At 66.9% G+C, this 20888-nt stretch carries 25 protein-coding genes, 1 tRNA gene and 1 riboswitch; of the genes, 14 read left to right on the forward strand and 12 right to left on the reverse strand.

The window, feature by feature from the left end; genetic code table 11:
- Positions 1-4 precede the first annotated feature (4 nt).
- Together AK36_RS10215 and AK36_RS33710 are read right to left on the reverse strand one after the other, a co-directional pair.
- Positions 5-1681 (reverse strand): FAD-dependent oxidoreductase, encoded by a 1677-nt coding sequence (locus AK36_RS10215; protein WP_045578507.1) that lies wholly within the window; start codon positions 1679-1681, stop codon positions 5-7.
- A 7-nt stretch (positions 1682-1688) separates the two neighbouring features.
- The gene (locus AK36_RS33710; protein WP_155416633.1) at positions 1689-1955 is read right to left on the reverse strand and encodes a hypothetical protein; all 267 of its coding nucleotides are present in this window, start codon (positions 1953-1955) and stop codon (positions 1689-1691) included.
- 128 nt (positions 1956-2083) lie between these two features.
- On the opposite strand from AK36_RS33710, the gene AK36_RS10220 reads away from it, so the two are divergent.
- Positions 2084-2887, forward strand: a complete 804-nt coding sequence (locus tag AK36_RS10220; protein ID WP_045578508.1) for an EAL domain-containing protein — start codon at positions 2084-2086, stop codon at positions 2885-2887.
- A 659-nt stretch (positions 2888-3546) separates the two neighbouring features.
- On the opposite strand, the gene AK36_RS10225 is transcribed toward AK36_RS10220, so the two are convergent.
- A complete protein-coding gene (locus tag AK36_RS10225; protein ID WP_045579403.1) occupies positions 3547-3957 on the reverse strand; it encodes a GFA family protein in 411 nt (136 codons plus the stop codon).
- 128 nt (positions 3958-4085) lie between these two features.
- On the reverse strand, positions 4086-4877 hold the full coding sequence (locus AK36_RS10230; protein WP_011883421.1) for an IclR family transcriptional regulator: 792 nt from the start codon (positions 4875-4877) through the stop codon (positions 4086-4088).
- 122 nt (positions 4878-4999) lie between these two features.
- On the opposite strand from AK36_RS10230, the gene AK36_RS10235 reads away from it, so the two are divergent.
- Positions 5000-6187 (forward strand): acyl-CoA dehydrogenase, encoded by a 1188-nt coding sequence (locus AK36_RS10235; RefSeq protein WP_011883419.1) that lies wholly within the window; start codon positions 5000-5002, stop codon positions 6185-6187.
- Between the two features lie 124 nt (positions 6188-6311).
- Here the strand turns inward: AK36_RS10235 and AK36_RS10240 are convergent, their stop codons facing one another.
- Positions 6312-6950, reverse strand: coding sequence for a peroxiredoxin (locus AK36_RS10240; RefSeq protein WP_014722511.1), 639 nt, complete (start codon positions 6948-6950; stop codon positions 6312-6314).
- A 317-nt stretch (positions 6951-7267) separates the two neighbouring features.
- On the opposite strand from AK36_RS10240, the gene AK36_RS10245 reads away from it, so the two are divergent.
- From AK36_RS10245 to AK36_RS10255, 3 genes are all read left to right on the forward strand, one after another.
- Complete coding sequence (locus AK36_RS10245) at positions 7268-7570, forward strand: ElaB/YgaM/YqjD family protein (RefSeq protein ID WP_011883416.1); 303 nt, start codon at positions 7268-7270, stop codon at positions 7568-7570.
- Positions 7571-7694: 124 nt separating this feature from the next.
- The gene (locus tag AK36_RS10250) at positions 7695-8084 is read left to right on the forward strand and encodes a phage holin family protein (protein WP_011883414.1); all 390 of its coding nucleotides are present in this window, start codon (positions 7695-7697) and stop codon (positions 8082-8084) included.
- A 43-nt stretch (positions 8085-8127) separates the two neighbouring features.
- Positions 8128-8571 carry a DUF3318 domain-containing protein gene (locus tag AK36_RS10255; protein WP_011883413.1) on the forward strand — a complete coding sequence of 148 codons (444 nt, stop codon included), beginning with the start codon at positions 8128-8130 and terminating at the stop codon, positions 8569-8571.
- Between the two features lie 52 nt (positions 8572-8623).
- Here the strand turns inward: AK36_RS10255 and AK36_RS10260 are convergent, their stop codons facing one another.
- The 7 genes from AK36_RS10260 to glyA form a co-directional block, all read right to left on the reverse strand.
- A complete protein-coding gene (locus AK36_RS10260; protein WP_045579404.1) occupies positions 8624-9076 on the reverse strand; it encodes a type IV pilin protein in 453 nt (150 codons plus the stop codon).
- A complete protein-coding gene (locus tag AK36_RS10265; protein WP_011883410.1) occupies positions 9076-9534 on the reverse strand; it encodes a pilus assembly PilX family protein in 459 nt (152 codons plus the stop codon). The genes AK36_RS10260 and AK36_RS10265 overlap by 1 nt, the downstream gene beginning before the upstream one ends.
- A 197-nt stretch (positions 9535-9731) precedes the next feature.
- Entirely contained in the window at positions 9732-10565 is an 834-nt protein-coding gene (locus AK36_RS10270; RefSeq protein ID WP_045578509.1) for a PilW family protein, read from the reverse strand.
- Positions 10555-10977: a hypothetical protein gene (locus AK36_RS10275; protein WP_045578510.1), complete on the reverse strand. Its 423-nt coding sequence runs from the start codon at positions 10975-10977 to the stop codon at positions 10555-10557. Before AK36_RS10275 ends, AK36_RS10270 begins: the two co-directional genes overlap by 11 nt.
- Entirely contained in the window at positions 10974-11534 is a 561-nt protein-coding gene (locus AK36_RS10280; protein ID WP_011883405.1) for a GspH/FimT family pseudopilin, read from the reverse strand. The genes AK36_RS10275 and AK36_RS10280 overlap by 4 nt, the downstream gene beginning before the upstream one ends.
- A gap of 171 nt (positions 11535-11705) precedes the next feature.
- Complete coding sequence (gene nrdR, locus AK36_RS10285) at positions 11706-12185, reverse strand: transcriptional regulator NrdR (protein ID WP_006760615.1); 480 nt, start codon at positions 12183-12185, stop codon at positions 11706-11708.
- A gap of 6 nt (positions 12186-12191) precedes the next feature.
- Complete coding sequence (gene glyA, locus AK36_RS10290; protein WP_014722503.1) at positions 12192-13439, reverse strand: serine hydroxymethyltransferase; 1248 nt, start codon at positions 13437-13439, stop codon at positions 12192-12194.
- Between the two features lie 137 nt (positions 13440-13576).
- Positions 13577-13677, reverse strand: a riboswitch (ZMP/ZTP riboswitch).
- Between the two features lie 180 nt (positions 13678-13857).
- Here glyA and AK36_RS10295 point away from each other — a divergent pair.
- The 9 genes from AK36_RS10295 to AK36_RS10335 all read left to right on the forward strand — a co-directional run bounded on the left by AK36_RS10295 (position 13858) and on the right by AK36_RS10335 (position 20391).
- Entirely contained in the window at positions 13858-14604 is a 747-nt protein-coding gene (locus AK36_RS10295) for an SDR family oxidoreductase (RefSeq protein ID WP_011883400.1), read from the forward strand.
- Positions 14605-14713: 109 nt separating this feature from the next.
- Positions 14714-15199, forward strand: coding sequence for a tol-pal system-associated acyl-CoA thioesterase (gene ybgC, locus AK36_RS10300; RefSeq protein WP_045578511.1), 486 nt, complete (start codon positions 14714-14716; stop codon positions 15197-15199).
- 144 nt (positions 15200-15343) lie between these two features.
- Complete coding sequence (tolQ, locus tag AK36_RS10305; protein WP_011883396.1) at positions 15344-16021, forward strand: protein TolQ; 678 nt, start codon at positions 15344-15346, stop codon at positions 16019-16021.
- 10 nt (positions 16022-16031) lie between these two features.
- Positions 16032-16481, forward strand: coding sequence for a protein TolR (gene tolR, locus AK36_RS10310; RefSeq protein WP_011883394.1), 450 nt, complete (start codon positions 16032-16034; stop codon positions 16479-16481).
- Positions 16478-17551 carry a cell envelope integrity protein TolA gene (tolA, locus tag AK36_RS10315; protein ID WP_045578512.1) on the forward strand — a complete coding sequence of 358 codons (1074 nt, stop codon included), beginning with the start codon at positions 16478-16480 and terminating at the stop codon, positions 17549-17551. The genes tolR and tolA overlap by 4 nt, the downstream gene beginning before the upstream one ends.
- 109 nt (positions 17552-17660) lie before the next feature.
- Positions 17661-18956: a Tol-Pal system beta propeller repeat protein TolB gene (gene tolB, locus AK36_RS10320; RefSeq protein WP_011883392.1), complete on the forward strand. Its 1296-nt coding sequence runs from the start codon at positions 17661-17663 to the stop codon at positions 18954-18956.
- 19 nt (positions 18957-18975) lie between these two features.
- Positions 18976-19488, forward strand: a complete 513-nt coding sequence (pal, locus tag AK36_RS10325) for a peptidoglycan-associated lipoprotein Pal (RefSeq protein WP_011883386.1) — start codon at positions 18976-18978, stop codon at positions 19486-19488.
- A gap of 19 nt (positions 19489-19507) precedes the next feature.
- The gene (gene ybgF / locus AK36_RS10330) at positions 19508-20257 is read left to right on the forward strand and encodes a tol-pal system protein YbgF (protein ID WP_011883385.1); all 750 of its coding nucleotides are present in this window, start codon (positions 19508-19510) and stop codon (positions 20255-20257) included.
- A 58-nt stretch (positions 20258-20315) separates the two neighbouring features.
- Positions 20316-20391 (forward strand) — tRNA-Lys (locus AK36_RS10335).
- Positions 20392-20888 lie beyond the last annotated feature (497 nt).

A 20888-nucleotide genomic window follows, 5' to 3' on the forward strand; every position in this document is an offset into this window, starting at 1 on the left:
GGGTTCAGCATGCGCCGCTCGCACGGGCGAGTGCGTCGGCGATCGCGTGCCGGTCGAGCGTGCGCATGCGGGCGCACACGTGCTGGTCCGGGCGCAGCAGGTAGAACGTGCCGGGCTGCGCGTCGTAGCGCTGCGCGGCGAGACCGTCGACGTCTTCGAGGACGGCGACGCCGGGCACCGCCTGCGCATGGCCGGCCGGCACGATCAGCACGGGCCGCACCGGCAGCGCGAGACCGTCGAGCGCCTGCGCGAGCGCGCCCGCATCGCCGGGCAGGCCGAACAGCACGCCCGCGAAGCCGTCGCCGAGATGACGCAGCAGCCAGCCGGACGCCTGCTGCGCGCGCACCGGCGCGTCGGCCGCGACCGCGCCGGGACGCATCGCGCACGCGAACGCGTCGCCGGCGCGATCGGGCGTATTCAGCGGCGAATCGGTCAGCACGGCCGGCACCGACAAACGGCCGCTGTTCACGAGCCGGCGCGCGAATTCGCAGTCGCGCGCGAGCTTCAGCGTCGCGTCGCGGAACACGCGCGACACCGCGCTCTTCGGCGTGATGAAGTCGGTCGAGCGCGTCGAGTTGCGGATGTTCTCGTCCGCGGCGAACTCGCGCTCGCTCGCATACGTGTCGAGCAGGCGCTCGGGCGCGCGGCCGTCGAGCACGAGCTGCAGCTTCCACGCGAGATTGTCGGCGTCCTGCACGCCGCTGTTCGCGCCGCGCGCGCCGAACGGCGACACGCCGTGCGCCGCGTCGCCCGCGAACAGCACGCGGCCGTGACGGAACGTATCCATCCGCTGGCAGCGGAACGTATAGACGCTGACCCATTCGAGCTCGAATTCGGCGTCCGGCCCGAGCAGCGCGCGCACGCGCGGGATCACGCGCTCCGGCTGCTTCTCGGCGACCGGGTCGGCGTCCCAGCCGAGCTGGAAATCGATGCGCCACACGTTGTCCGGCTGACGGTGCAGCAGCACCGACTGGTTACGGTGGAACGGCGGATCGAACCAGAACCAGCGCTCGGTCGGGAATTCCGCCTTCATCTTCACGTCGGCGATCAGGAAGCGGTCCTTGAACGTGCGGCCGCGGCTTTCGAGCCCCATCGCCGCGCGCAGCGGGCTGCGCGAGCCGTCGGCCGCGATCACGTACTGCGCGCGCAGCGTCTCGATGCCTTCCGGCGTCTCGACGGTCAGCGCCGCGTGCTCGGCCGACTGCGCGACGCCCGTCACCTTGTGCTTCCAGCGGATCTCGAGGTTCGGCAGTTCGAACGCGCGCTCGGCCAGATAGCCTTCGACGTAGTACTGCTGCAGGTTGACGAACGCCGGGCGTGCGTGGCCCTGCTCGGGCAGCAGGTCGAACGCGTAAAGCTGCTCGTCCTGCAGGAACACCTTGCCGACGTGCCAGCTCACGCCCTTGTCCACGAAGCGCTCGCCGCAGCCGAGCCGGTCGAAGATCTCGAGCGTGCGCTTCGCGAAGCAGATCGCGCGCGAGCCGGTGGACAGCGTGTCGTCGTCGTCGAGCAGCACGACCGGCACGCCGCGCTGCGCCAGATCGATCGCGGCGGCCAGGCCCACCGGGCCCGCGCCCACCACGATCACCGGGTGAACGGCCGCATCGGCCTGCGCGGCCCGCGCCGCGCGCGGCCGGTAATCGAACTTCAGCGTCTGGTAATCGATGCTCATGGTCGCCATCCGCTCCTCAGCCGCGCCGCACGTGCGCCGGCACGCGCGGCGCCGCCGCGCTTGTGCCGCCGTTCATGGCCGCCTTCGTGCCCGCCTTCAACCGCTCGCGCGGCCTGCCCTGCTCCATCCGCCTGCTGTCCACCGCCACGTCTCGCTCCTTGCTTCCTGGTTGATTCGGTTCGGGAAACGACGCCGCTGCCGGCGCCCGAACGCCGCTTTTCTTGATCGGCAACAAATCTTTGGATTTACGAATAGTAAAACCAATTACGTATAGTGAAATCAACGTTAACCCTAGCGATGGGTTCGGCAACGGGATAACCATATGAGAGAAACGCCGAGCCGAGCCCGACGGGCGCTGCTAATATCGAGATACGAGGCGGCCCTTTCGGCCGCCGTTTTCTTCCTACGCCGATGATCCCGCCCAACATTCCCGAGCTGGTCGCCCGTGCCGGGCAACTGCCTTATCTGCGGGAACACCTCGCGCTTGCCGAAGGCGGCACCGCGTGCGCGAATCTGCCGGAGCGCACGCTCGCGAGCGCCTACGAGCCGATCTACGACGTGACGATGCCCGGCGCGCCGCAGTCGACGTCGTTCGCGGATGCCATCGAGCGCTACGGCGACGAGCTCGGCTTCCAGGCCGTCACGCTGGTCAGCGGCGCCGCGCACGACCCGGTCGACTCGGCCGTCGACGACCAGACGCTCGTCGCGATCGACCGGCTGTCGCGGGCGCTGCACGCGATCAACTTCTTCGGTGCGCAGCGCCACGGGCTGCTGTTCCTGCGCGTGCACGAACGGCTGCTCAAGAGCGTGAAGTACGATCACGGCAAGCATTTCTCGTCGGTGCTGCAGCGGTTCGGCCTGCCGGCCGAGCGGATCGTGATCGAGTTGCCGGCGGCCGCGGTCGCGCACAAGACCTTCCTCGGCTACCTGACGCGCAGTTATCAGCATCACGGTTTCAAGGTCGCGGACAAGCTGCCCGACCCGGGCCGGATCCTCGCGGTCGAATCGGAGATGGCGCGGCCCGATTACATCAAGATGGATGCGGGCATCGCGCTGCGCGACGGGATGGTGAAGGCGCTGGTCGCGTATGCGCAGCGCGTGCGGATTCCGCTGATATTCGATGGCGTGGTCGACGAGACGCAGTGCGAGCTGCTGCGTCAGCACGACGTGCGCTTCATGCAGGGGCCGGTGTTCGCGAAGGTCGTGACGGCCTGAGGGGCGCTGCGCGTGTGGGTGCGGTCAGCGCTGTGCTGGGGGCTGGGGGTCTTGGGGCGGGTGGGACGTGCTGCCGTCGTGCCGCGTCGTATGCGTCCGTCGTCAAACGGCGGGCGGCAGGCGGTCGGTCGATGCAGGGCTAGCGGCTTGCGGCATCGCGCCGTGCTTATGCAGTCGGTGCGAGTGCGCTGGGTCGACGCCTAATCCGGCCCGCCGTCGTCGTATTTCGGCAGATCGTCGGCACAGTCGATTTCCGAGAAACGATCCGCGCACCGCACGCGCCATGTCGGCCAGCTCGCGCCGCGCTCATGCAGCCGAGTCGAACGCGCGTGCTGGCTCGCTGACGCACTCGTCGCCGGCATCGCGACGCCCATCCCGGTCCGCCGTCGCCGTATTTCGGCAGATCGTCGACGCACCAGTTGCCTGCGCAACGATCCACGTGTCGCGACGGCCGACTCTTGCCGCGTTCACGCCGCCTGATCGAACACGCGTGCTGGCGCGCTCGTCGCCGTCACCCCTACGCCTAGTCCGACCGCCGTCGTCGTATTTCGGTAGTTGCCTGAGCAACGATCCACGTGCCGCGCCGGCCGACTCTCGCCGCGTTCGCGCAACCCGATCGAACACGCGTGCTGGCGCGCTCGTCGCCGCCACCTCGACGCCTACTGCGGTCCGTCGTCGTCGTATTTCGGCAGATCCTCGGCACAGTCGATCCCCGGAAAACGATCCGCATACCACACGTGCCACACCGGACGCAGCCGCGCCGGCTCGTCGAGCGTCGCGTAGTTGATTTCGACGGTGGTCGGCGCGTCGCGCAGCCGATATTCGAGCTGCGCGCCGCAACGGCCGCAAAAGCGCCGCTCACCCCACGCGCTCGACGCATAGACCGTCGGCTCGCCCTGCAGATACTCGAACGCGCCGATCGGCACCGATGCCGCTGCCACGACCGCCGCACCGGTCGTGCGCTGACAGAGCCGGCAATGGCAAAAGCCCGCGTCGGTCGGAATGCCGGCGATCCGGTAACGGATCGCTCCGCATGCGCAACCGCCTTCCATCGTCTCGGGGACAGACATCGCGAACCTCGTCATCGTCGGAAAGTCAGGGAACGATGATGAGCGTGGCGCCCGCGCGTTGCAACAGGCACGGCATCCGCGGCTGCGCCCGCGGCAACGCCGGCGACGCGCCCCAAGCGCCACCCATTTCAGACCGTCTGGCCGAGCCGCTGCGCGAGCGCCTTCAGTTTCGGCCCGACGTCGGTACGGAACGCCTGTTCGTCCATCGACGATGCCGGCCCGCTGCAGCTGAGGATCAGCCAGCGTCCGTCGCGCGGCTCGCGAAACGGCACGGCGGCCGCGTTCACGTCCGTGTGCCACGCGCGGAACGAATAACAGCAGCCGCCCGTCGAGAATTCGGCTACCGCCTGCTGCGCGGCCGCGACGAGCGCATCGGCGTCGGCGCCGCCGCCCGCCGCACGATGCAGGTCGGCATAGAGCGCGCGGCGCACGTCCTCCGGCTGCACGGCCAGATACGCACGCCCCATCGAACTCGTCAGCATCGACAGGCGCGAGCCGGGAGCGAGCCCGAGCGTCAGCGCCGTTTCGCTGCGGATCGTCTCCAGATAAATCATATCGAGCCCGTCGCGGCAGCCGAGCGACACGGCCGCGCCGATCTCGCGCGCGAGCGCCTGCATGTGCGGCCGCGCAAGATCGAGCGTCCCCGACCCGGACAGCAGCGCGTAGCCGAGCGACAGCACCGCGGCATCCAGCGCGTATTTCCCGAGCGTCTCGTCGTAGCGCAGGTAGCCGAGCACGGTCAGCGTGTAAGCGAGCCGGTTCACGGTCGCCTTCGGCAGCCCGGTGCGCTCCGCGAAATCGCGATTGCCGAGCATCGTTTCGCCGGGCCGGAACGCGCGCAGCAGGTCGAGCCCGCGCGCAAGCGCAACGACGAACTTGCGTTCGTCGATCGCGGTTTCGTCGATGGTTGAAAGTGTCATCTGGTGCTACACTGGGTTCGTTTTGCAAAACATTGTTCCGCACAGCGGAACGCAAGTCAAGCAGACCATAGATATCGGAACAGGTAGCGAAGCGCCGCCGACGACCGACAGGAGATGACACGATGAGCGTTGCAACTTTTCATTGGGACGATCCGCTGTTGCTCGACCAGCAACTGACCGAAGAGGAGCGGATGGTGCGCGATGCCGCGCGCGCGTACGCGCAGGACAAGCTCGCGCCGCGCGTCACGGAGGCGTTCCGCCACGAGCGCACCGACGCGGCGATATTCCGCGAAATGGGCGAACTGGGCCTGCTCGGCCCGACGATCCCTGACGAATACGGCGGCCCCGGCCTCAACTACGTCAGCTACGGCCTGATCGCGCGCGAAGTCGAGCGCGTCGACTCCGGCTACCGGTCGATGATGTCCGTGCAGTCGTCGCTCGTGATGGTGCCGATCTTCGAATTCGGCTCGGACGCGCAGAAGCAGAAATATCTGCCGAAGCTCGCGACCGGCGAATGGATCGGCTGCTTCGGGCTGACCGAACCGAACCACGGCTCGGACCCGGGCAGCATGGTCACGCGCGCGAAGAAAGTGCCGGGCGGCTATTCGCTGTCCGGCTCGAAGATGTGGATCACCAACTCGCCGATCGCCGACGTGTTCGTCGTGTGGGCGAAGCTCGAAGAAAACGGCGCGGACGCGATCCGCGGCTTCATCCTCGAGAAGGGCTGGAAGGGGCTGTCGGCGCCGGCCATCCACGGCAAGGTCGGGCTGCGCGCGTCGATCACCGGCGAGATCGTGCTCGACGAGGTGTTCGTGCCCGACGAAAACCTGATGCCGAACGTGAGCGGCCTGCGCGGCCCGTTCACGTGCCTGAACTCGGCCCGCTACGGGATCGCGTGGGGCGCGCTGGGCGCGGCCGAATCGTGCTGGCACACCGCGCGCCAGTACGTGCTCGACCGCAAGCAGTTCGGCCGGCCGCTCGCCGCGAACCAGCTGATCCAGAAAAAGCTCGCCGACATGCAGACCGAAATCACGCTCGGCCTGCAAGGCGTGCTGCGGCTGGGCCGGATGAAGGACGAAGGCACGGCGGCCGTCGAGATCACGTCGATCATGAAGCGCAACTCGTGCGGCAAGGCGCTCGACATCGCGCGGCTCGCGCGCGACATGCTGGGCGGCAACGGCATCTCGGACGAATTCGGCGTCGCGCGCCACCTCGTGAACCTCGAAGTGGTCAATACGTACGAAGGAACGCACGACATCCATGCGCTGATCCTCGGCCGCGCACAGACGGGCATCCAGGCATTCTTCTGACCGTTTGCGCAGGCGACGCGGCGCCGGTCGCGCTGCGTCGTGCGCTGAAACGACACGGCCCGCCCGGCATCGCTGCCGGGCGGGCCGTTTTCATGGGCGCGCGGCGATCGCGCGCAGCCGCTGCTTACTTGTTCGGCTGCGGCGTCAGACGCAGATACGGACGCACCGCGTTGAAGCCCTTCGGGAAGCGCTTCTTCAACTCATCGGGATCCTGCAGCGACGGTACGATCACGACGTCGTCGCCGTCCTTCCAGTTCCCCGGCGTCGCGACTTTGTAATTATCGGTCAGTTGCAGCGAATCGATCACGCGCAGCACTTCGTCGAAATTGCGGCCGGTGCTGGCCGGATAGGTGATGATGAGACGCACCTTCTTGTTCGGATCGATCACGAACAGCGAGCGCACCGTCAGCGTTTCGTTCGCGTTCGGGTGGATCATGTCGTACAGCTGCGAGACCTTGCGATCGGCGTCGGCGATGATCGGGAAGCCGACGACCGTCGACTGCGTTTCGTTGATGTCGTTGATCCAGCCCTTGTGCGATTCGACGCCATCGACCGACAGCGCGATCACCTTCACGTTGCGTTTGTCGAATTCGCCCTTCAGCTTCGCGGTGAGCCCGAGCTCCGTCGTGCATACCGGCGTGTAGTCGGCCGGATGGGAGAACAGGATGCCCCAGCTGTTGCCAAGCCACTCATGAAACTTGATCGTGCCCAGGCTCGATTCCTGCTCGAAATCCGGTGCGATGTCACCAAGACGCAGACCCATGATGTTCCCTCCTCGAACGATGCTGGTTGAAACCGCGCGCTGTCGGCGCGGGATAGTCACTCAGCTTACGGGAAGCAATGGGCCATGCGAACGATTATTACGTTTGATATTCATACTTTTTTGTCATTTTTGCCCAGGCGCAGAGCGCGGTGGACAGCGGCGAAAGGCACTTTTCACGCCGTCGGCGGCTCTGTTTTTGTTTACGTTTCGTTTACCATGCGGTCTTGCAATGTCGCCGTGCGTCTTCCCGGCTCGCCAGCAGGCAGGCGTTTCGCTACGATGTGAACCTGCAGCATGACAGCATGAAGGGAGTTGCAATGTCGGAAATCAACAAGGAGAAACTGATGTCGGATATCAAAACCGTTCTGGCGGACGCCGAGGACCTGCTGAAGCAGGCTGCGAGCAGCACGGGCGACCGGGCTACCGAGCTGCGCGAAAAGGCCATGTCGCGCCTGAAGCAGGCCAAGGAAAAGGCAACCGACGTCCAGGTCGTGGTGGTCGAGAAAGGCAAGAAGGCCGCGCGCGCAACCGACGACTACGTGCACGAGCATCCGTGGACGTCGATCGGCGTCGCTGCCGGCGTCGGCGTGCTGATCGGCCTGCTGATCAACCGCAAGTAACGCGCGCTGCGCCGTTTCGCCCCGCGCGCCGCTCGCTGCGGCACGCGGGAGTCGCGGCAGGCCGGCGGCTCGCCGCCGGCCTGGCTTGACCTTGCTGCTCACTGCGCGTGCAAGCGCCTCATCCATGACGACAGACACCCACCCGCAGCCATCCGGCCCAGGGCCGCTGCGCCGCCTCGTCGGTTCCGCGATCGGCCTACTGCAAACGCGTCTCGAACTCGTTGGCATCGAACTGGCCGAGGAGAAGGAACGCCTGATGGGCGTGCTGTTTCTCGGCCTCGCCGCGATGATGCTCGCGACGATGGCGCTCATCAGTCTGACCGTCCTGATCGCGATCGCGTTCTGGGACACCTATCGCTGGCAGTCGCTCGCGGTGGTCACCGCGTTGTACGCGGTCGCCGGCATCGTGTGCGTGCTGAAGGCGCGCGCGGGCCTGCGCAACGCGCCGACCGTGTTCGAGGCGACGCTCGCCGAGCTCGAAAAGGACCGCGAGATGTTCCGCGGCAAGCCGTGAACGCCGTCGCGTTCACCCGTTCCACCCATTTCGCCGACGCGCCATGAGCCAGAACGTCACGGGCCATTCGCCCAGTCACCATTCGTCGCGCTCGAACTGGAGCGCGTCGCAGCATCGCGCACTCCGCAAGGAGTTGCTGATCCTGCGATCCGAAGTCGAGCGGCTCGAGCTCGCCGAAGCCGCCGCCGACATGCGTCACGCCGTCACGCGCTTCAGCTGGCTGAAGGTGTTCATCCCCGGCCTGTCGACCTCGAAATTCGGTCAATCCGCGAAAAGCCTGAACGCGAGCATCGGCCAGATCGTGAACCAGTATCCGATGCTGAGCTCGCTTGCGTCGCTCGTGCTCGCGAAACCCGTTCGCTCGCTGTTGCGTGCAACCGGCGGGCCGGCGCTGAAGTGGGGAACGCTGGGCTTCGCCGCATGGGAGATCTACCAGATCTGGAAGCAATCGCGCGACGAGCGCGACAGCACCGCGAGCAACGACTGACGCTCCACGGGGCGCGCGCGATGCGGTTGAGCCGCGCGCGTCACGCGCGGGCTCAATGCACGCCCCAGCACACGCGAGACGGTTCGTCCATCTGGCCGGTATCCGCCATTGCATTGCCCTTCGTCCCGTCCGAACGCAGCGTGAATGCACCGCATGGGTCGTCACGCATCGGCCCGGCGTCGAGCGGGCTGGCAACGAGTTCGTATGCCACCGGCGCATCGCCGTCGGCCGGTCGCCGCAGCGTAAGCCGATAGACCGGCTGCCCGTCCGGTGGTGCCTGTGTGTACGCATCCGGCAACGTCTGCGACGGCGGGCCATCGAGCGTTTCGAGATACTGGGCGGCCCGGTACAGCGCACTTACCGCAGCGGTGCGATGCATGCGCGCGACGTGCGCGCGATATGACGGGACACCCCAGCTCGCCAACGCAGCGACGATTGCGAGCACGATCATCAATTCGATCAACGTGAAGGCCGCCAGCCGGCGCATCGCAGCAGCGGCTCGCATCATTGCACCGTCACGACACGACGCCAGCGCTGCGCCACGATGCGCCCGTCGCGCAACGCGAGCTGGCTCTGCAGCCAGACCACGCTCGAGGCATCGCCGCCGACGCCGCGAGCGGTGACGAGGTACGCGCGGCTGCCGGCCGGACCGGCACCTCGCCACGCTTCGATCAGACAACGCGGCGGCTGCGCCGCCAGCGGCCACGATGCAAACGGCTCGAACGCGTCGGCGACGCGCAGCGCGGGCGTCCGCCGCCACGCGCGTGGTTCACCATGCGATGCCGGTTCGTCGAGGTATGGCGCTGCGCCGCCGCGCAAACGCACGATGCATGCGGCCAACGCCGCATCGGCGGCATGAAACGCGATCATCCGATCGGACAACGCGCGCGTGCGACGCGATTCCGTCAACGCCGACTCGAACCATGTGCCTGCCAGCGCCACGACCGCCGCGGCAACGGCCATCACGGCAGGCAGCGCAAGGCCGGCATTGCGAAGCCGACGCCGAAGCCGAGGCCGACGTGCGGGCGCAACGCGTAATGTCGCGCGGTTCGGCAACGCGGGGCCGTCACCTGCGCCGCGCCGGCCCGCAGCACGGCGCGCCGACGCATCGGCTGTCGCGATCCGCGTCGCACAACGTCGGACGGACCGGGTCGCGCGGATCATCGGAATGCCTCACCGTCACGCACACCGCCCACGACACGATCGGCCAACGCGATCGATGAATTCCGCAACGCGACGATGCGATGCAGCGTGAGGCGCGCGCGGCCATCGTCGGATACGGCTACGCGACCATCGCAATCGACATGACGCGTCGGCGCGCGCATCGGTTCACCGCGCGCCCGCACACACAGATGTACCGCGACGATGTCGCGCCACCCGTCAGCGCCGATCGCCGCCGCGTCGGCGAATCGCACGGTTCCGCGACGCAAATAGCGCACACGCAACTGGTCGATGCCGGACACCACCGGCTGCGGCGTGCCGGGGCGACCGCTGCCTTCGCAGTACAGCTCGGGCTCACCGGTCGACGGGCTGACATGCGCATCGAAGTGGTTTTCCACCAGCGGCCGCTCGCCGGGGGCACCGATACCCTGCCCGAGACAGTCGGATACCTGGTCGCCAATGGTTGGCCAGGTCGACACACCGTCGCCGACATAACGGACCAGCACGGCATCGGATGCGTCGCGGGCAGCTTCGCAGCGCACCTGTGCGCCATCGCCGCGCACCCGCGCCGCGGAGCAACCGAACAACGGCGGCAGCGGCAACGCGTCGTCGTCGTCGAGCGAACGAAATCCGGCCATCTGAATCTGCTGTCCGATCAGCATCAGGGCCGTCGTGGCCGCATCGCGCATCGCGAACGCGTCCTCGGCCCGCCCGTGCGCGACACGCTTTGCGTGGTAAAGCGCGCCGGCGGCCGCGAGCACGAGCAGACCGACGACCATCGCAATCAGGACTTCCAGCAGCGTATGTGCGCGGCTGCGGCGATCAGCGTTCATCGGCGTCGAACTCCCGAAACGGAATGCGCACACACGACGGCGGCTTCGTCATCGTCCGCGCCGCATCGCACCGCGCGGACGCCGAGGCCGACTGCGCAGTGTCGGCGTCGCGCCAGCCGACGATCGCATAGCTGACACCGGCCGCCCCACGGTCGAGCATCATTGCGCCGTCGGGCAACGATGCCGCCGCAAGCGCCGCGAGGCCGCCGTCATCGCCTGGTGCCGCATGACGGCGCTCGATGCGTGCGTCGGCCAGCCAGAGCGCACGTTCGCGCCAGATCGTCGCCCGCTGCATGCGGGTCATCGCGAACTGGCTGCCGACCACCGTCAGCATCACGGCCGCGAGCAGCGCAACGGCCAGCACCGCTTCGAGCAGCGACGTGCCGTGCGTTCGTCGGCGCGAGCACTTCATGCCGCGTCACACCGGCCGGCCACGATGCGCGCGCGACCGCCCGCCGAAATCCGGATACAACGCGACGTGCGCGCCTCGTCGCCAGGCCGCTCGCGCTGCGCACGCAATTCGAAGCGCCGGATCCCGCCGATCACCTGTCCGGCCGGCGGCGCGAACGCCAGATCGTGCGTGGCGCCCGTCACGGCAATGTCGGGATCGCGCGGATAACGCCTCAACACCCGCGACTGCCCGTCGAACTGCCCGCTGACGATCCAGCCGCACGACCATGCGGCCGGATCGCATGGTTCGTCGGCGCGCACGCAATCGCCGGCGGGCCCGGCGCGGCACAGCGTGACGCGCACGCCGAGCCGAGCCGCCTCGGTGCGGGCGAACGACACCGCACCGAGCAGTGTGCGCGAGCGCGCATCGACGCGTTCGCGCATGCGCCACTGATCGAATGCCGGAGCGGCGTAGAGCGCCGTCGCGGCCGCCAGCGCGATTGCGACCATCAGCTCGACGAGCGTGAATCCGTCGCAGCGCCGCAGGTGCGCGCCGACAATCTTTCGGTGCAGTCCCATCGCCATTGCCCTCCGTCAACGTGATGCAACGACTGTAGCGACGCGAGCGAACCCGCGCCATTGGCCAAACGGCCAACTGGCGACATGCGGCCGAGACCGACACAATCGGGACGAACTGGATCACTCGGCCCAATCGGGCCTGCGGAGAAGACGATGAACGAACGCGGCGCGTCAGCGCTTACGCGGAGGCTTGGAGGGGGACGCGCGACGGAACTCTTCGATCACGTCGGCAAATTCGGAAACGTCCTCGAACCGGCGGTAAACCGATGCGAAACGGACATAGGCGATCGTATCGAGGCCGCGCAACTCGTTCATCACGAGTTCGCCGAGCTTCTCGCTACGCACTTCCCGCTCGCCCGTGGCGAGCAGCTGATATTCGATACGGGCGACCGCCGCGTCGATCGCATCGGCTGCAACCGGCCGCTTGCGCAGCGCGAGTTGCATGCTGGCGACGATCTTGCGACGGTCGAATTCCGTGCGGCTGCCGTCCTTCTTCACGACGGCCGGCAGGTTCAGCTCGACCCGCTCGTACGTCGTGAAGCGCTTGTCGCAAGCCGAGCAGCGACGGCGCCGGCGAATCGCGGCGCCATCTTCGGACACGCGCGAGTCGACGACCTGCGTGTCTTCATGCCGGCAGAACGGGCAGCGCATGCCGGATCAGCGATAGACCGGGAAACGCTTGGTCAGCTCGGCCACTTGCGCGCGCACGCGCTCGAGCGTCGCCGCATCTTCCGGGTTCTCCAGCACGTCCGCGATCAGGTTGCCCACCTGCTCCGCTTCCGCCGGCCCGAAGCCGCGCGTCGTCATCGCCGGCGAGCCCAGCCGCACGCCGCTCGTCACGAACGGCTTTTCCGGATCGTTCGGAATCGCGTTCTTGTTCACCGTGATGTGCGCCGCACCCAGCGCCGCTTCCGCCGCCTTGCCCGTGATGTGCTTCGCTCGCAGGTCCACCAGCATCACGTGGCTTTCCGTGCGGCCCGACACGATCCGCAGCCCGCGCTTCACCAGCGTCTCGGCCAGCACCCGCGCGTTCTCCACCACCTTTTGCTGATACGCCTTGAACTCCGGCGACAGCGCTTCCTTGAACGCCACCGCCTTCGCCGCGATCACGTGCATCAGCGGGCCGCCCTGGATGCCCGGGAAGATCGCCGAGTTGATCTGCTTCTCGTACTCCGCCTTCATCAGGATCACGCCGCCGCGCGGGCCGCGCAGGCTCTTGTGCGTGGTCGTCGTCACGAAGTCAGCGTGCGGCACCGGGTTCGGATACACGCCCGCCGCGATCAGCCCAGCGTAGTGCGCCATGTCCACCATCAGGTACGCGCCGACCGACTTCGCGATCTGCGCCATACGCGCGAAGTCGATCTTCAGCGCGAACGCCGAGGCGCCCGCGACGATCAGCTTCGGCTTGTGCTCCTGCGCGAGCTTTTCCGCCGCGTCGTAATCGATGTCTTCGTTTTCGTTCAGCCCGTAGCTCACCACGTTGAACCACTTGCCCGACATGTTCACCGGCGAGCCGTGCGTCAGGTGCCCGCCGTGCGCGAGGCTCATCCCCATGATCGTGTCGCCCGGCTTGAGCATCGCGAAGAACACGCCCTGGTTCGCCTGCGAGCCCGAGTTCGGCTGCACGTTCGCCGCTTCCGCGCCGAACAGCTGCTTCACGCGATCGATCGCCAGCTGCTCGACCACGTCGACGTACTCGCAGCCGCCGTAGTAGCGCTTGCCCGGATAACCTTCCGCGTACTTGTTCGTGAGCTGCGAGCCCTGCGCGGCCATCACGGCCGGGCTCGTGTAGTTTTCCGAGGCGATCAGCTCGATGTGGTCTTCCTGGCGGCGGTTTTCCTGCTCGATCGCAGCAAAGATCTCGGGATCGACGTTCGCGATGGTGCTTTGGGCTCTGTCAAACATACGGTTTCCGTTAAGTGTGTACAGGTTGACCGGTGCGGCCGAGTACATTGCGTTGCTGGTGGAACCAGCTCGACGTGGCGGAAGAATCCGTATGACGCGAGACAGGACAGCCACCGGCGATGCACGCGACGGCGCACAACGGCTGCCCAGGCGAACGGCAAAAACGGCGCCCCGCGCTTCACGGTGGGATGCTCCACCTTGAACCCGAAGGGTTCTATCGCCAGTCACGCAGGGGTGATGAGCGCGTTAGTTTATTGGATGCGTCATGAATAGGCAACCGCGCCTCCCCCGCCGAATCAATGAGGGCCGGATTCCGCGCGCCGGGCCCGCGCGCTTCCGCGCCTTGCCGCGGTGCGGCAATCTCAGTAGGCTTGCGCGATACTATTGGCCACTTCGTCATCGACCAGGAGCAGCAGCAATGATCGTGTTCGTCACAGGCGCGTCCGCCGGCTTCGGCGCAGCCATCTCCCGTGCCTTCGTCAAGGGCGGCCACCGCGTCGTCGCCACCGCGCGCCGCAAGGATCGCCTCGATGCGCTCGCCGCGGAACTGGGCGACGCGCTGCTGCCGTTCGAACTCGACGTGCGCGACCGCGCCGCCGTCGAAGCGGTGCCGGCCGCCCTTCCCGCCGAATTCGCGGCGCTCGACGTGCTGGTCAACAACGCCGGCCTCGCGCTCGGTGTCGAGCCGGCCCAGAACGCCAGCCTCGACGAATGGCACACGATGATCGACACGAACTGCACCGGTCTCGTGACGGTCACGCACACGCTGCTGCCCGGGATGATCGCGCGCGGCCGCGGCCACATCTTCAACCTCGGTTCGGTCGCCGGCACCTACCCGTATCCCGGCGGAAACGTATACGGCGCAACCAAGGCTTTCGTCAGACAATTCAGCCTGAATCTGCGCGCCGACCTCGTCGGCACGCCGCTGCGCGTCACCGACATCGAGCCCGGCCTCTGCGGCGGCACGGAGTTCTCGAACGTGCGCTACCGCGGCGACGACGCGAAAGCAGCGAACGTCTATCAAAACGTCCAGCCGCTCACAGCCGAGGATATTGCCGACACCATCTACTGGATCGCGACGCGCCCCGCGCACGTCAACATCAATACGATCGAGATGATGCCGGTCGCGCAAGCGCCGGCCGGTCTGACGGTCCATCGCGGCTGACGCCTGGCACCGCGCGCCGCGGGCCCGCCACGGGCGACCCGCGTCGTGCCGTGCGGCACTACATTCCGTTACCAAACCGTAACGAATCGGGCCCCGGCCTTCCGGTAGAATGCGCGCCATGACTCAGCCTACCCGCTCTCCGGACACCTTGCGCGGCTTCATCTGGCCGGTGCGCGTGTACTACGAGGATACCGATGCAGGCGGCATCGTCTTCTATGCCAACTACCTGAAGTTCTTCGAGCGCGCCCGCACCGAGTGGCTGCGCGCGTGCGGCATCGATCAGCGCCAGATCGCCGACGACACGGGCGCGATCTTCATCGTTCGCAGCACGTCGGTCGACTACCGCGCGCCGGCGCGACTCGACGACGCACTCGCGATCACGAGCCGCCCGGCACGCATCGGCCGCGCGTCGGTGGAGTTCACGCAGGAAGCGTGGCGTGGCGACACGCTGCTGGTCGCCGGGCATATCCGCCTCGGCTGCGTCGACCGTTCCGGCATCCGTCCCGCGGCGATCCCGCCGGTCGTCCTCGATGCACTGCAACGCGGGCCCGTCATCGACGCCGGGCACACTGTCCCGTCAACGAAGCTCGAATGAGCCCCGTTTAGACAAAGGCCATGAACTTGCCTTCCTGAATCGATACTAAGCAAGGTTCCGCGCCAGGGCTGCGTCGGCGCGCCGTACCGCACGCACCCGTGCGCCCTTGCCGGGCACCCCCGAAGGGACGTTACTCAAATCTCTATGAACACATCTCAAGACCTGTCGATCATTTCCCTCGTCCTCAACGCGAGCGTGCTCGCCCAGGCCGTGATGGGGCTGCTGTTGCTGCTGTCGCTGATGTCGTGGACCTTCATCTTCCGCAAGTGGTTCGCGATCCGCCGCGCACGCGCGCAGACCGAGCGCTTCGAAAAGGATTTCTGGTCGGGCGGCGACCTGCAGGCGCTGTACCAGAGCGCAGCCAATAACCGCCACACGATCGGCGCGCTCGAGCGCATCTTCGAAGCCGGCATGCGTGAATTCCTGAAGGCGAAGGAAAAGCGCCTGAGCGATCCGGGGCTCGTGCTCGACGGCGCACGCCGCGCGATGCGCGCGGCGTTCCAGCGCGAAATGGACGTGCTCGAAGCGAATCTCGCGTTCCTCGCGTCGGTCGGCTCGGTCAGCCCGTACATCGGTCTGTTCGGCACCGTGTGGGGCATCATGAATTCGTTCCGCGGCCTCGCGAATGTGCAGCAGGCCACCCTCGCGAACGTCGCGCCGGGCATCGCCGAGGCGCTCGTCGCCACGGCGATCGGCCTGTTCGCCGCGATTCCGGCCGTGGTCGCGTACAACCGCTACGCGCACGACATCGACCGCCTCGCGATCCGCTTCGAGACCTTCATCGAAGAATTCTCGAACATCCTGCAGCGTCAGGCCCAGTAAGGAGCTCGCCATGGCAGGAAGTCCCATTCGATCCAGCATGCGCGGCGGCCGCTCGCGCCGCGCGATGGCCGACATCAACGTCGTGCCGTATATCGACGTGATGCTCGTGCTGCTGGTGATCTTCATGGTGACGGCGCCGCTCGTCGCCCCGTCGATCATCAATCTGCCGACCGTCGGCAATGCCGCGCCGCAGGAGCAGACGCCGCCCGTCGTCGTCAACATCAACGCCGACCGCACGATGAGCGTCAAGTACAAGGGCGACTCCGGCGCGACGCAGGAAGACACGATGACCAAGGCCGAGCTCGACAGCTTCATCGTGGCCCGGCAGGCCGACCATCCGGACCAGCCGGTGGTGATCGCGGCCGACAAGACCGTGCAGTACGATGCGGTCATGACCGTGATGTCGGATCTGAAGGCGCGCGGCGTCAAGCGCGTCGGCCTCCTCGTCAAATCGCAATGAACCGGCAGCAACCCACGCGCGGCAACACCTACCCGTCGCAACCGCCGCGCGAGCGCGGCACCTGGCGCGCGTTCGCGCTCGCCGCGCTGATGCACGTCCTGCTTGCGCTGTTCCTGTACCACGGCGTGCAGTGGCAGAACAGCACGCCGGCCGGCGCCGAAGCCGAACTGTGGACCGAGGTCCCCGACGTTCCCGCACCGCGGCCCGTCGTCGCACCGACGCCGCCCGTGAAGGTCGCGCCGCCCCCTCCCCCGGTGAGAGACGAACAGGCGGACATCGCGTTGCAGCAGAAGAAGCGCCAGCAACAAGAGGCGGCCGCACGCGAAGCGCAGCTCGAGCAGCAGCGCCGCGAGCAGCAGCTGAAGCAGCAGGAAGAGGAAGCGCGGCGCGCCCAGCTGGCGGCCCGGCAAGCGGCGGCGCTCGCCGCGGAAAAGGCCGCCGAACGCGAAAAGCAGAAGCAGAAGCAGGCGGCGAAGCTCAAGCAGCAACTCGCCGAGCAGCAAAAGCTCGAACAGCAGAAACTGGAGCAGCAAAAGCTCCAGCAGCAGAAGCAGGCGCAGCTCGAGGCCCAGCAGGCAGCCAAGGCGAAGGCCGACGCAGCCGCAAAGGAAAAGGCGGACGCGCAGGCCAAGGCAAAGGCCGAAGCGGCCGCGCGCGCGAAGGCCGACGCGGCGGCCAAGGCCAAGCTCGACCGGGAACGAAATGCGCGCCTCGCGCAGTTGCAGGGTCTCGCGGGCGCGGGCGACGGCGGCGGCCAGGGGCTCGCGAAAAGCGGCACCGGCACGGGCTCCGGCGGCAACGCGGCCTCGCCCGGCTATGCGGACAAGGTGCGCCGTCGCGTGAAGCCGAACATCGTCTGGGGCGGCGAGCGCGCCGGATTGACGACCGTCGTGAAGATTCGCTGCACGCCGTCGGGCGACCTGCTGAGCGTATCGGTCGCGCGGCCGAGCGGCAATTCGGGGTGGGATCAGGCGGTGGTCAGCGCGATCCAGGCGTCGGTGCCGTTGCCGCCCGATACTGACGGTCGTACCCCATCGAGCATTACGATTACCTTCAAGGCGGCGGAGTGAACGGAAATGCGCTTACACTCCGGGCTTCGCTGCGAAACGGGAACGAACAGGGTATTTTTACTGTCTCTGCGCTTGCGCAGCGATCCAAGTCACATGGGAAGCAAGAAGCATGAGTTTGATGACGAAACTAGGTTTCAGGGCACTCGTGGCATCGTGTCTGATTGCGGCCGGCGGCGCCGCTAACGCGCAGGTCAACGTGCTGATCACCGGCGTCGGATCGACCCAGTTCCCCATCGCGACCGCGAATTTCGCGAACGAGGCGGGCCTGCCGCAGCAGGTCACGTCGATCGTGCGCGCCGACCTCGCCCGCAGCGGCAAATTCACCAACATCGACGCCGGCAGCACGCCCGTGCCCGAGACCGCCTCGGTCGATCTCGGCGCCTGGAAGGCCAAGGGCGCGAACGCGTTCGTCGCCGGCAGCGTGAACCGCGAAGCGAACGGTCAGTACAAGGTGAACTTCATCCTGTACGACACCGTCAAGCAGCAGAGCCTCGGCGGCCTGTCGCTGACCGCGAACGACACCACGCTGCGCACCGCCGGCCACAAGATCGCCGACTACATCTACCAGAAACTGCTCGGCGTGCGCGGCGTATTCGCCACGCGTCTGTCGTACGTGATCAAGACGGGCAACCGCTACCAGCTGCAGATCTCGGATTCGGACGGCCAGAACGCGCGCATCGCGCTGTCGAGCACCGAGCCGATCATCTCGCCGGCGTGGTCGCCGAGCGGCACGAAGGTTGCCTACGTGTCGTTCGAGCGCAAGAAGCCGATCGTCTACATCCACGACCTGCCGACCGGCCGCCGCTATATGGTCTCCGACCAGAAGGGCAACAACAGCGCACCGGCGTGGTCGCCGGACGGCAACACGCTGGCCGTCGCGCTGTCGCTGACGGGCAATACGCAGATCTATACGGTCAACGCCAACGGCGGCGGGCTGCGCCGGCTCACGCAGAGCAGCTCGATCGACACCGAGCCGTTCTATTCGCCGGACGGCCACTGGATCTACTTCACGAGCGACCGCGGCGGCGCGCCGCAGATCTACCGGATGCCCGCGCAAGGCGAAAGCGCCGGCGCGGCCCAGCGCGTGACCTTCACGGGCAGCTACAACACGAGCCCGCGCGTGAGCCCGGACGGCAAGCTGCTCGCCTACATCTCCCGTACCGGCGGGGGGTTCAAGCTGTACGTCCAGGATTTGCAGACCGGCGCGGCGAACGCCATCACGAACACCAATCGCGACGAATCGCCGAGCTTCGCGGCTAACGGCCAGTACATTCTCTACGCGACCCAGTCGGGCGGCCGCAACGTGCTGGCAGCAGTGCCCACCGACGGCAGCGCGCCGCCGCAGATTCTGTCCGTCCAGGGCGGCTCCGTTCGTGAGCCGTCGTGGGGACCCTTCATGCAATGACCACACAAGGAGAGTAACCATGATGTCGAATAAAGCTCGTCTGGCTCTGGCCGTGATGATGATCAGCGCGCTCGCAGCGTGCAAATCGGGCGTGAAGCTCGACGACAAGGCCAACAACGCCGGCGCGGTCAGCACGCAGCCGAGCGCGGACAACGTCGCGCAAGTGAACGTCGATCCGCTGAACGATCCGAACAGCCCGCTCGCGAAGCGCAGCATCTACTTCGACTTCGACAGCTATTCGGTGAAGGACGAGTACCAGCCGCTGCTGCAGCAACACGCTCAGTACCTGAAGAGCCACCCGCAGCGTCACGTGCTGATCCAGGGCAACACCGACGAACGCGGCACCAGCGAGTACAACCTCGCGCTGGGCCAGAAGCGTGCGGAAGCCGTCCGCCGCGCGATGGCGCTGCTCGGCGTGAACGACTCGCAGATGGAAGCCGTGAGCCTCGGCAAGGAAAAGCCGCAGGCAACGGGCCACGACGAAGCATCGTGGGCGCAGAACCGTCGCGCCGACCTCGTCTACCAACAGTAAGTAACGGAAGAATTGCCGTATGACGCACCGTGTATCCTGGCTGCGCGTTGCCGCAGCGTTCTGCGTCGTCGGCGCGGCGTGGTCGGCCGCGCCGGCGCACGCCGGCATGTTCGACGACAACGAGGCGCGCCGCGCCGTGCTCGATCTGCGCAGCAAGAGCGACAACCTGGCCAGCCAGTTGTCGGCAGCCCAGCGTACGATCCTCGATCAATCCGGCCGTATCGACCAGCTGAACCAGCAGGTCGCAACGCTACGCGGCGAGAACGAGGACCTGACGAACCGGCTGACGACGCTCGAACGGCAGCAGAAGGAGTACTACCAGGATCTCGACACGCGGCTCAAGAAGTTCGAGCCGCAACAGGCGACGATCGATGGTGTCGAAGGCACCGTTCAGCCCGGTGAAACGGATGCGCTCAGCGCGGCGCAGCAGCAGTTCCGCAACGGCAATTTCAAGGCTGCCGCGGCGTCGTTCCGCAGCTTCATCGCGAAGTATCCGCAAAGCCCGTACCAGCCGACCGCGCAATACTGGCTCGGCAATGCGCAATACGCGCTGCGCGACTACCGCGGGTCGACGGCGACTTGGCAGGCGATCGTGAGCAAGTATCCGCAGCATCCGCGCGCGGCCGATGCGCTCGTCGCGATCGGCACGAACCAGCTCGAACAAGGCCAGAAGGCGGCCGCGAAGAAGACGTTCGAGCAGGTCGTATCGCAGTACGCCGGGTCGAACGCGGCGCAGACGGCGCAGGGCAAGATCGAGAGCATCAAGTAAATCGTCGTGACGGGTCGTTGACAGGTATACCACCCGCCGCTATAATCTTTTGCTCTTTGGGTCGTTAGCTCAGTTGGTAGAGCAGCGGACTTTTAATCCGTTGGTCGCGTGTTCGAGTCACGCACGGCCTACCAAGGATGTAAAAAAGGGGCTTCCGGGAAACCGGAAGCCCCTTTTTCATTGGTGCTCGCCGGTTGAGTCTCCGGGCTGCCGCGGCTGCATCTCCATCGCCCTACCCGTTCTCCGACATCCTCGCCGCGACGATCACGCGCGTTCGCGTCATCCCCACGCTGCGTGCGCAGCCACCGCCGCAGCGTCGCACCGAGCACCGCACGGAACGCCTGCTCCGAGTGCGAGCCGAGCGCTAACCCGATCGCCGCTTCGCCCGCGCCGCGTCTGCTGCAGCAACGCGCACGCCCGCATCGCCCGGCTCCGCACGACGAACAAACCAATATCCCTTCACTGAAATGTCGCGCCCCGATCGACAGGCAACAGATGAAACGCGACCATGCGGCATCGCGAGCGAGCCGTCGACGCCGGGCCATGCAAGGCGCCGCACGCGCCCGTCACCGCGCCGCGAATTCCTGCCCGACGACAACCATCGACGCCACGCGTCCATGAGACGTTTACG

The organism is Burkholderia vietnamiensis LMG 10929 (assembly GCF_000959445.1).
GTDB lineage: Bacteria > Pseudomonadota > Gammaproteobacteria > Burkholderiales > Burkholderiaceae > Burkholderia > Burkholderia vietnamiensis.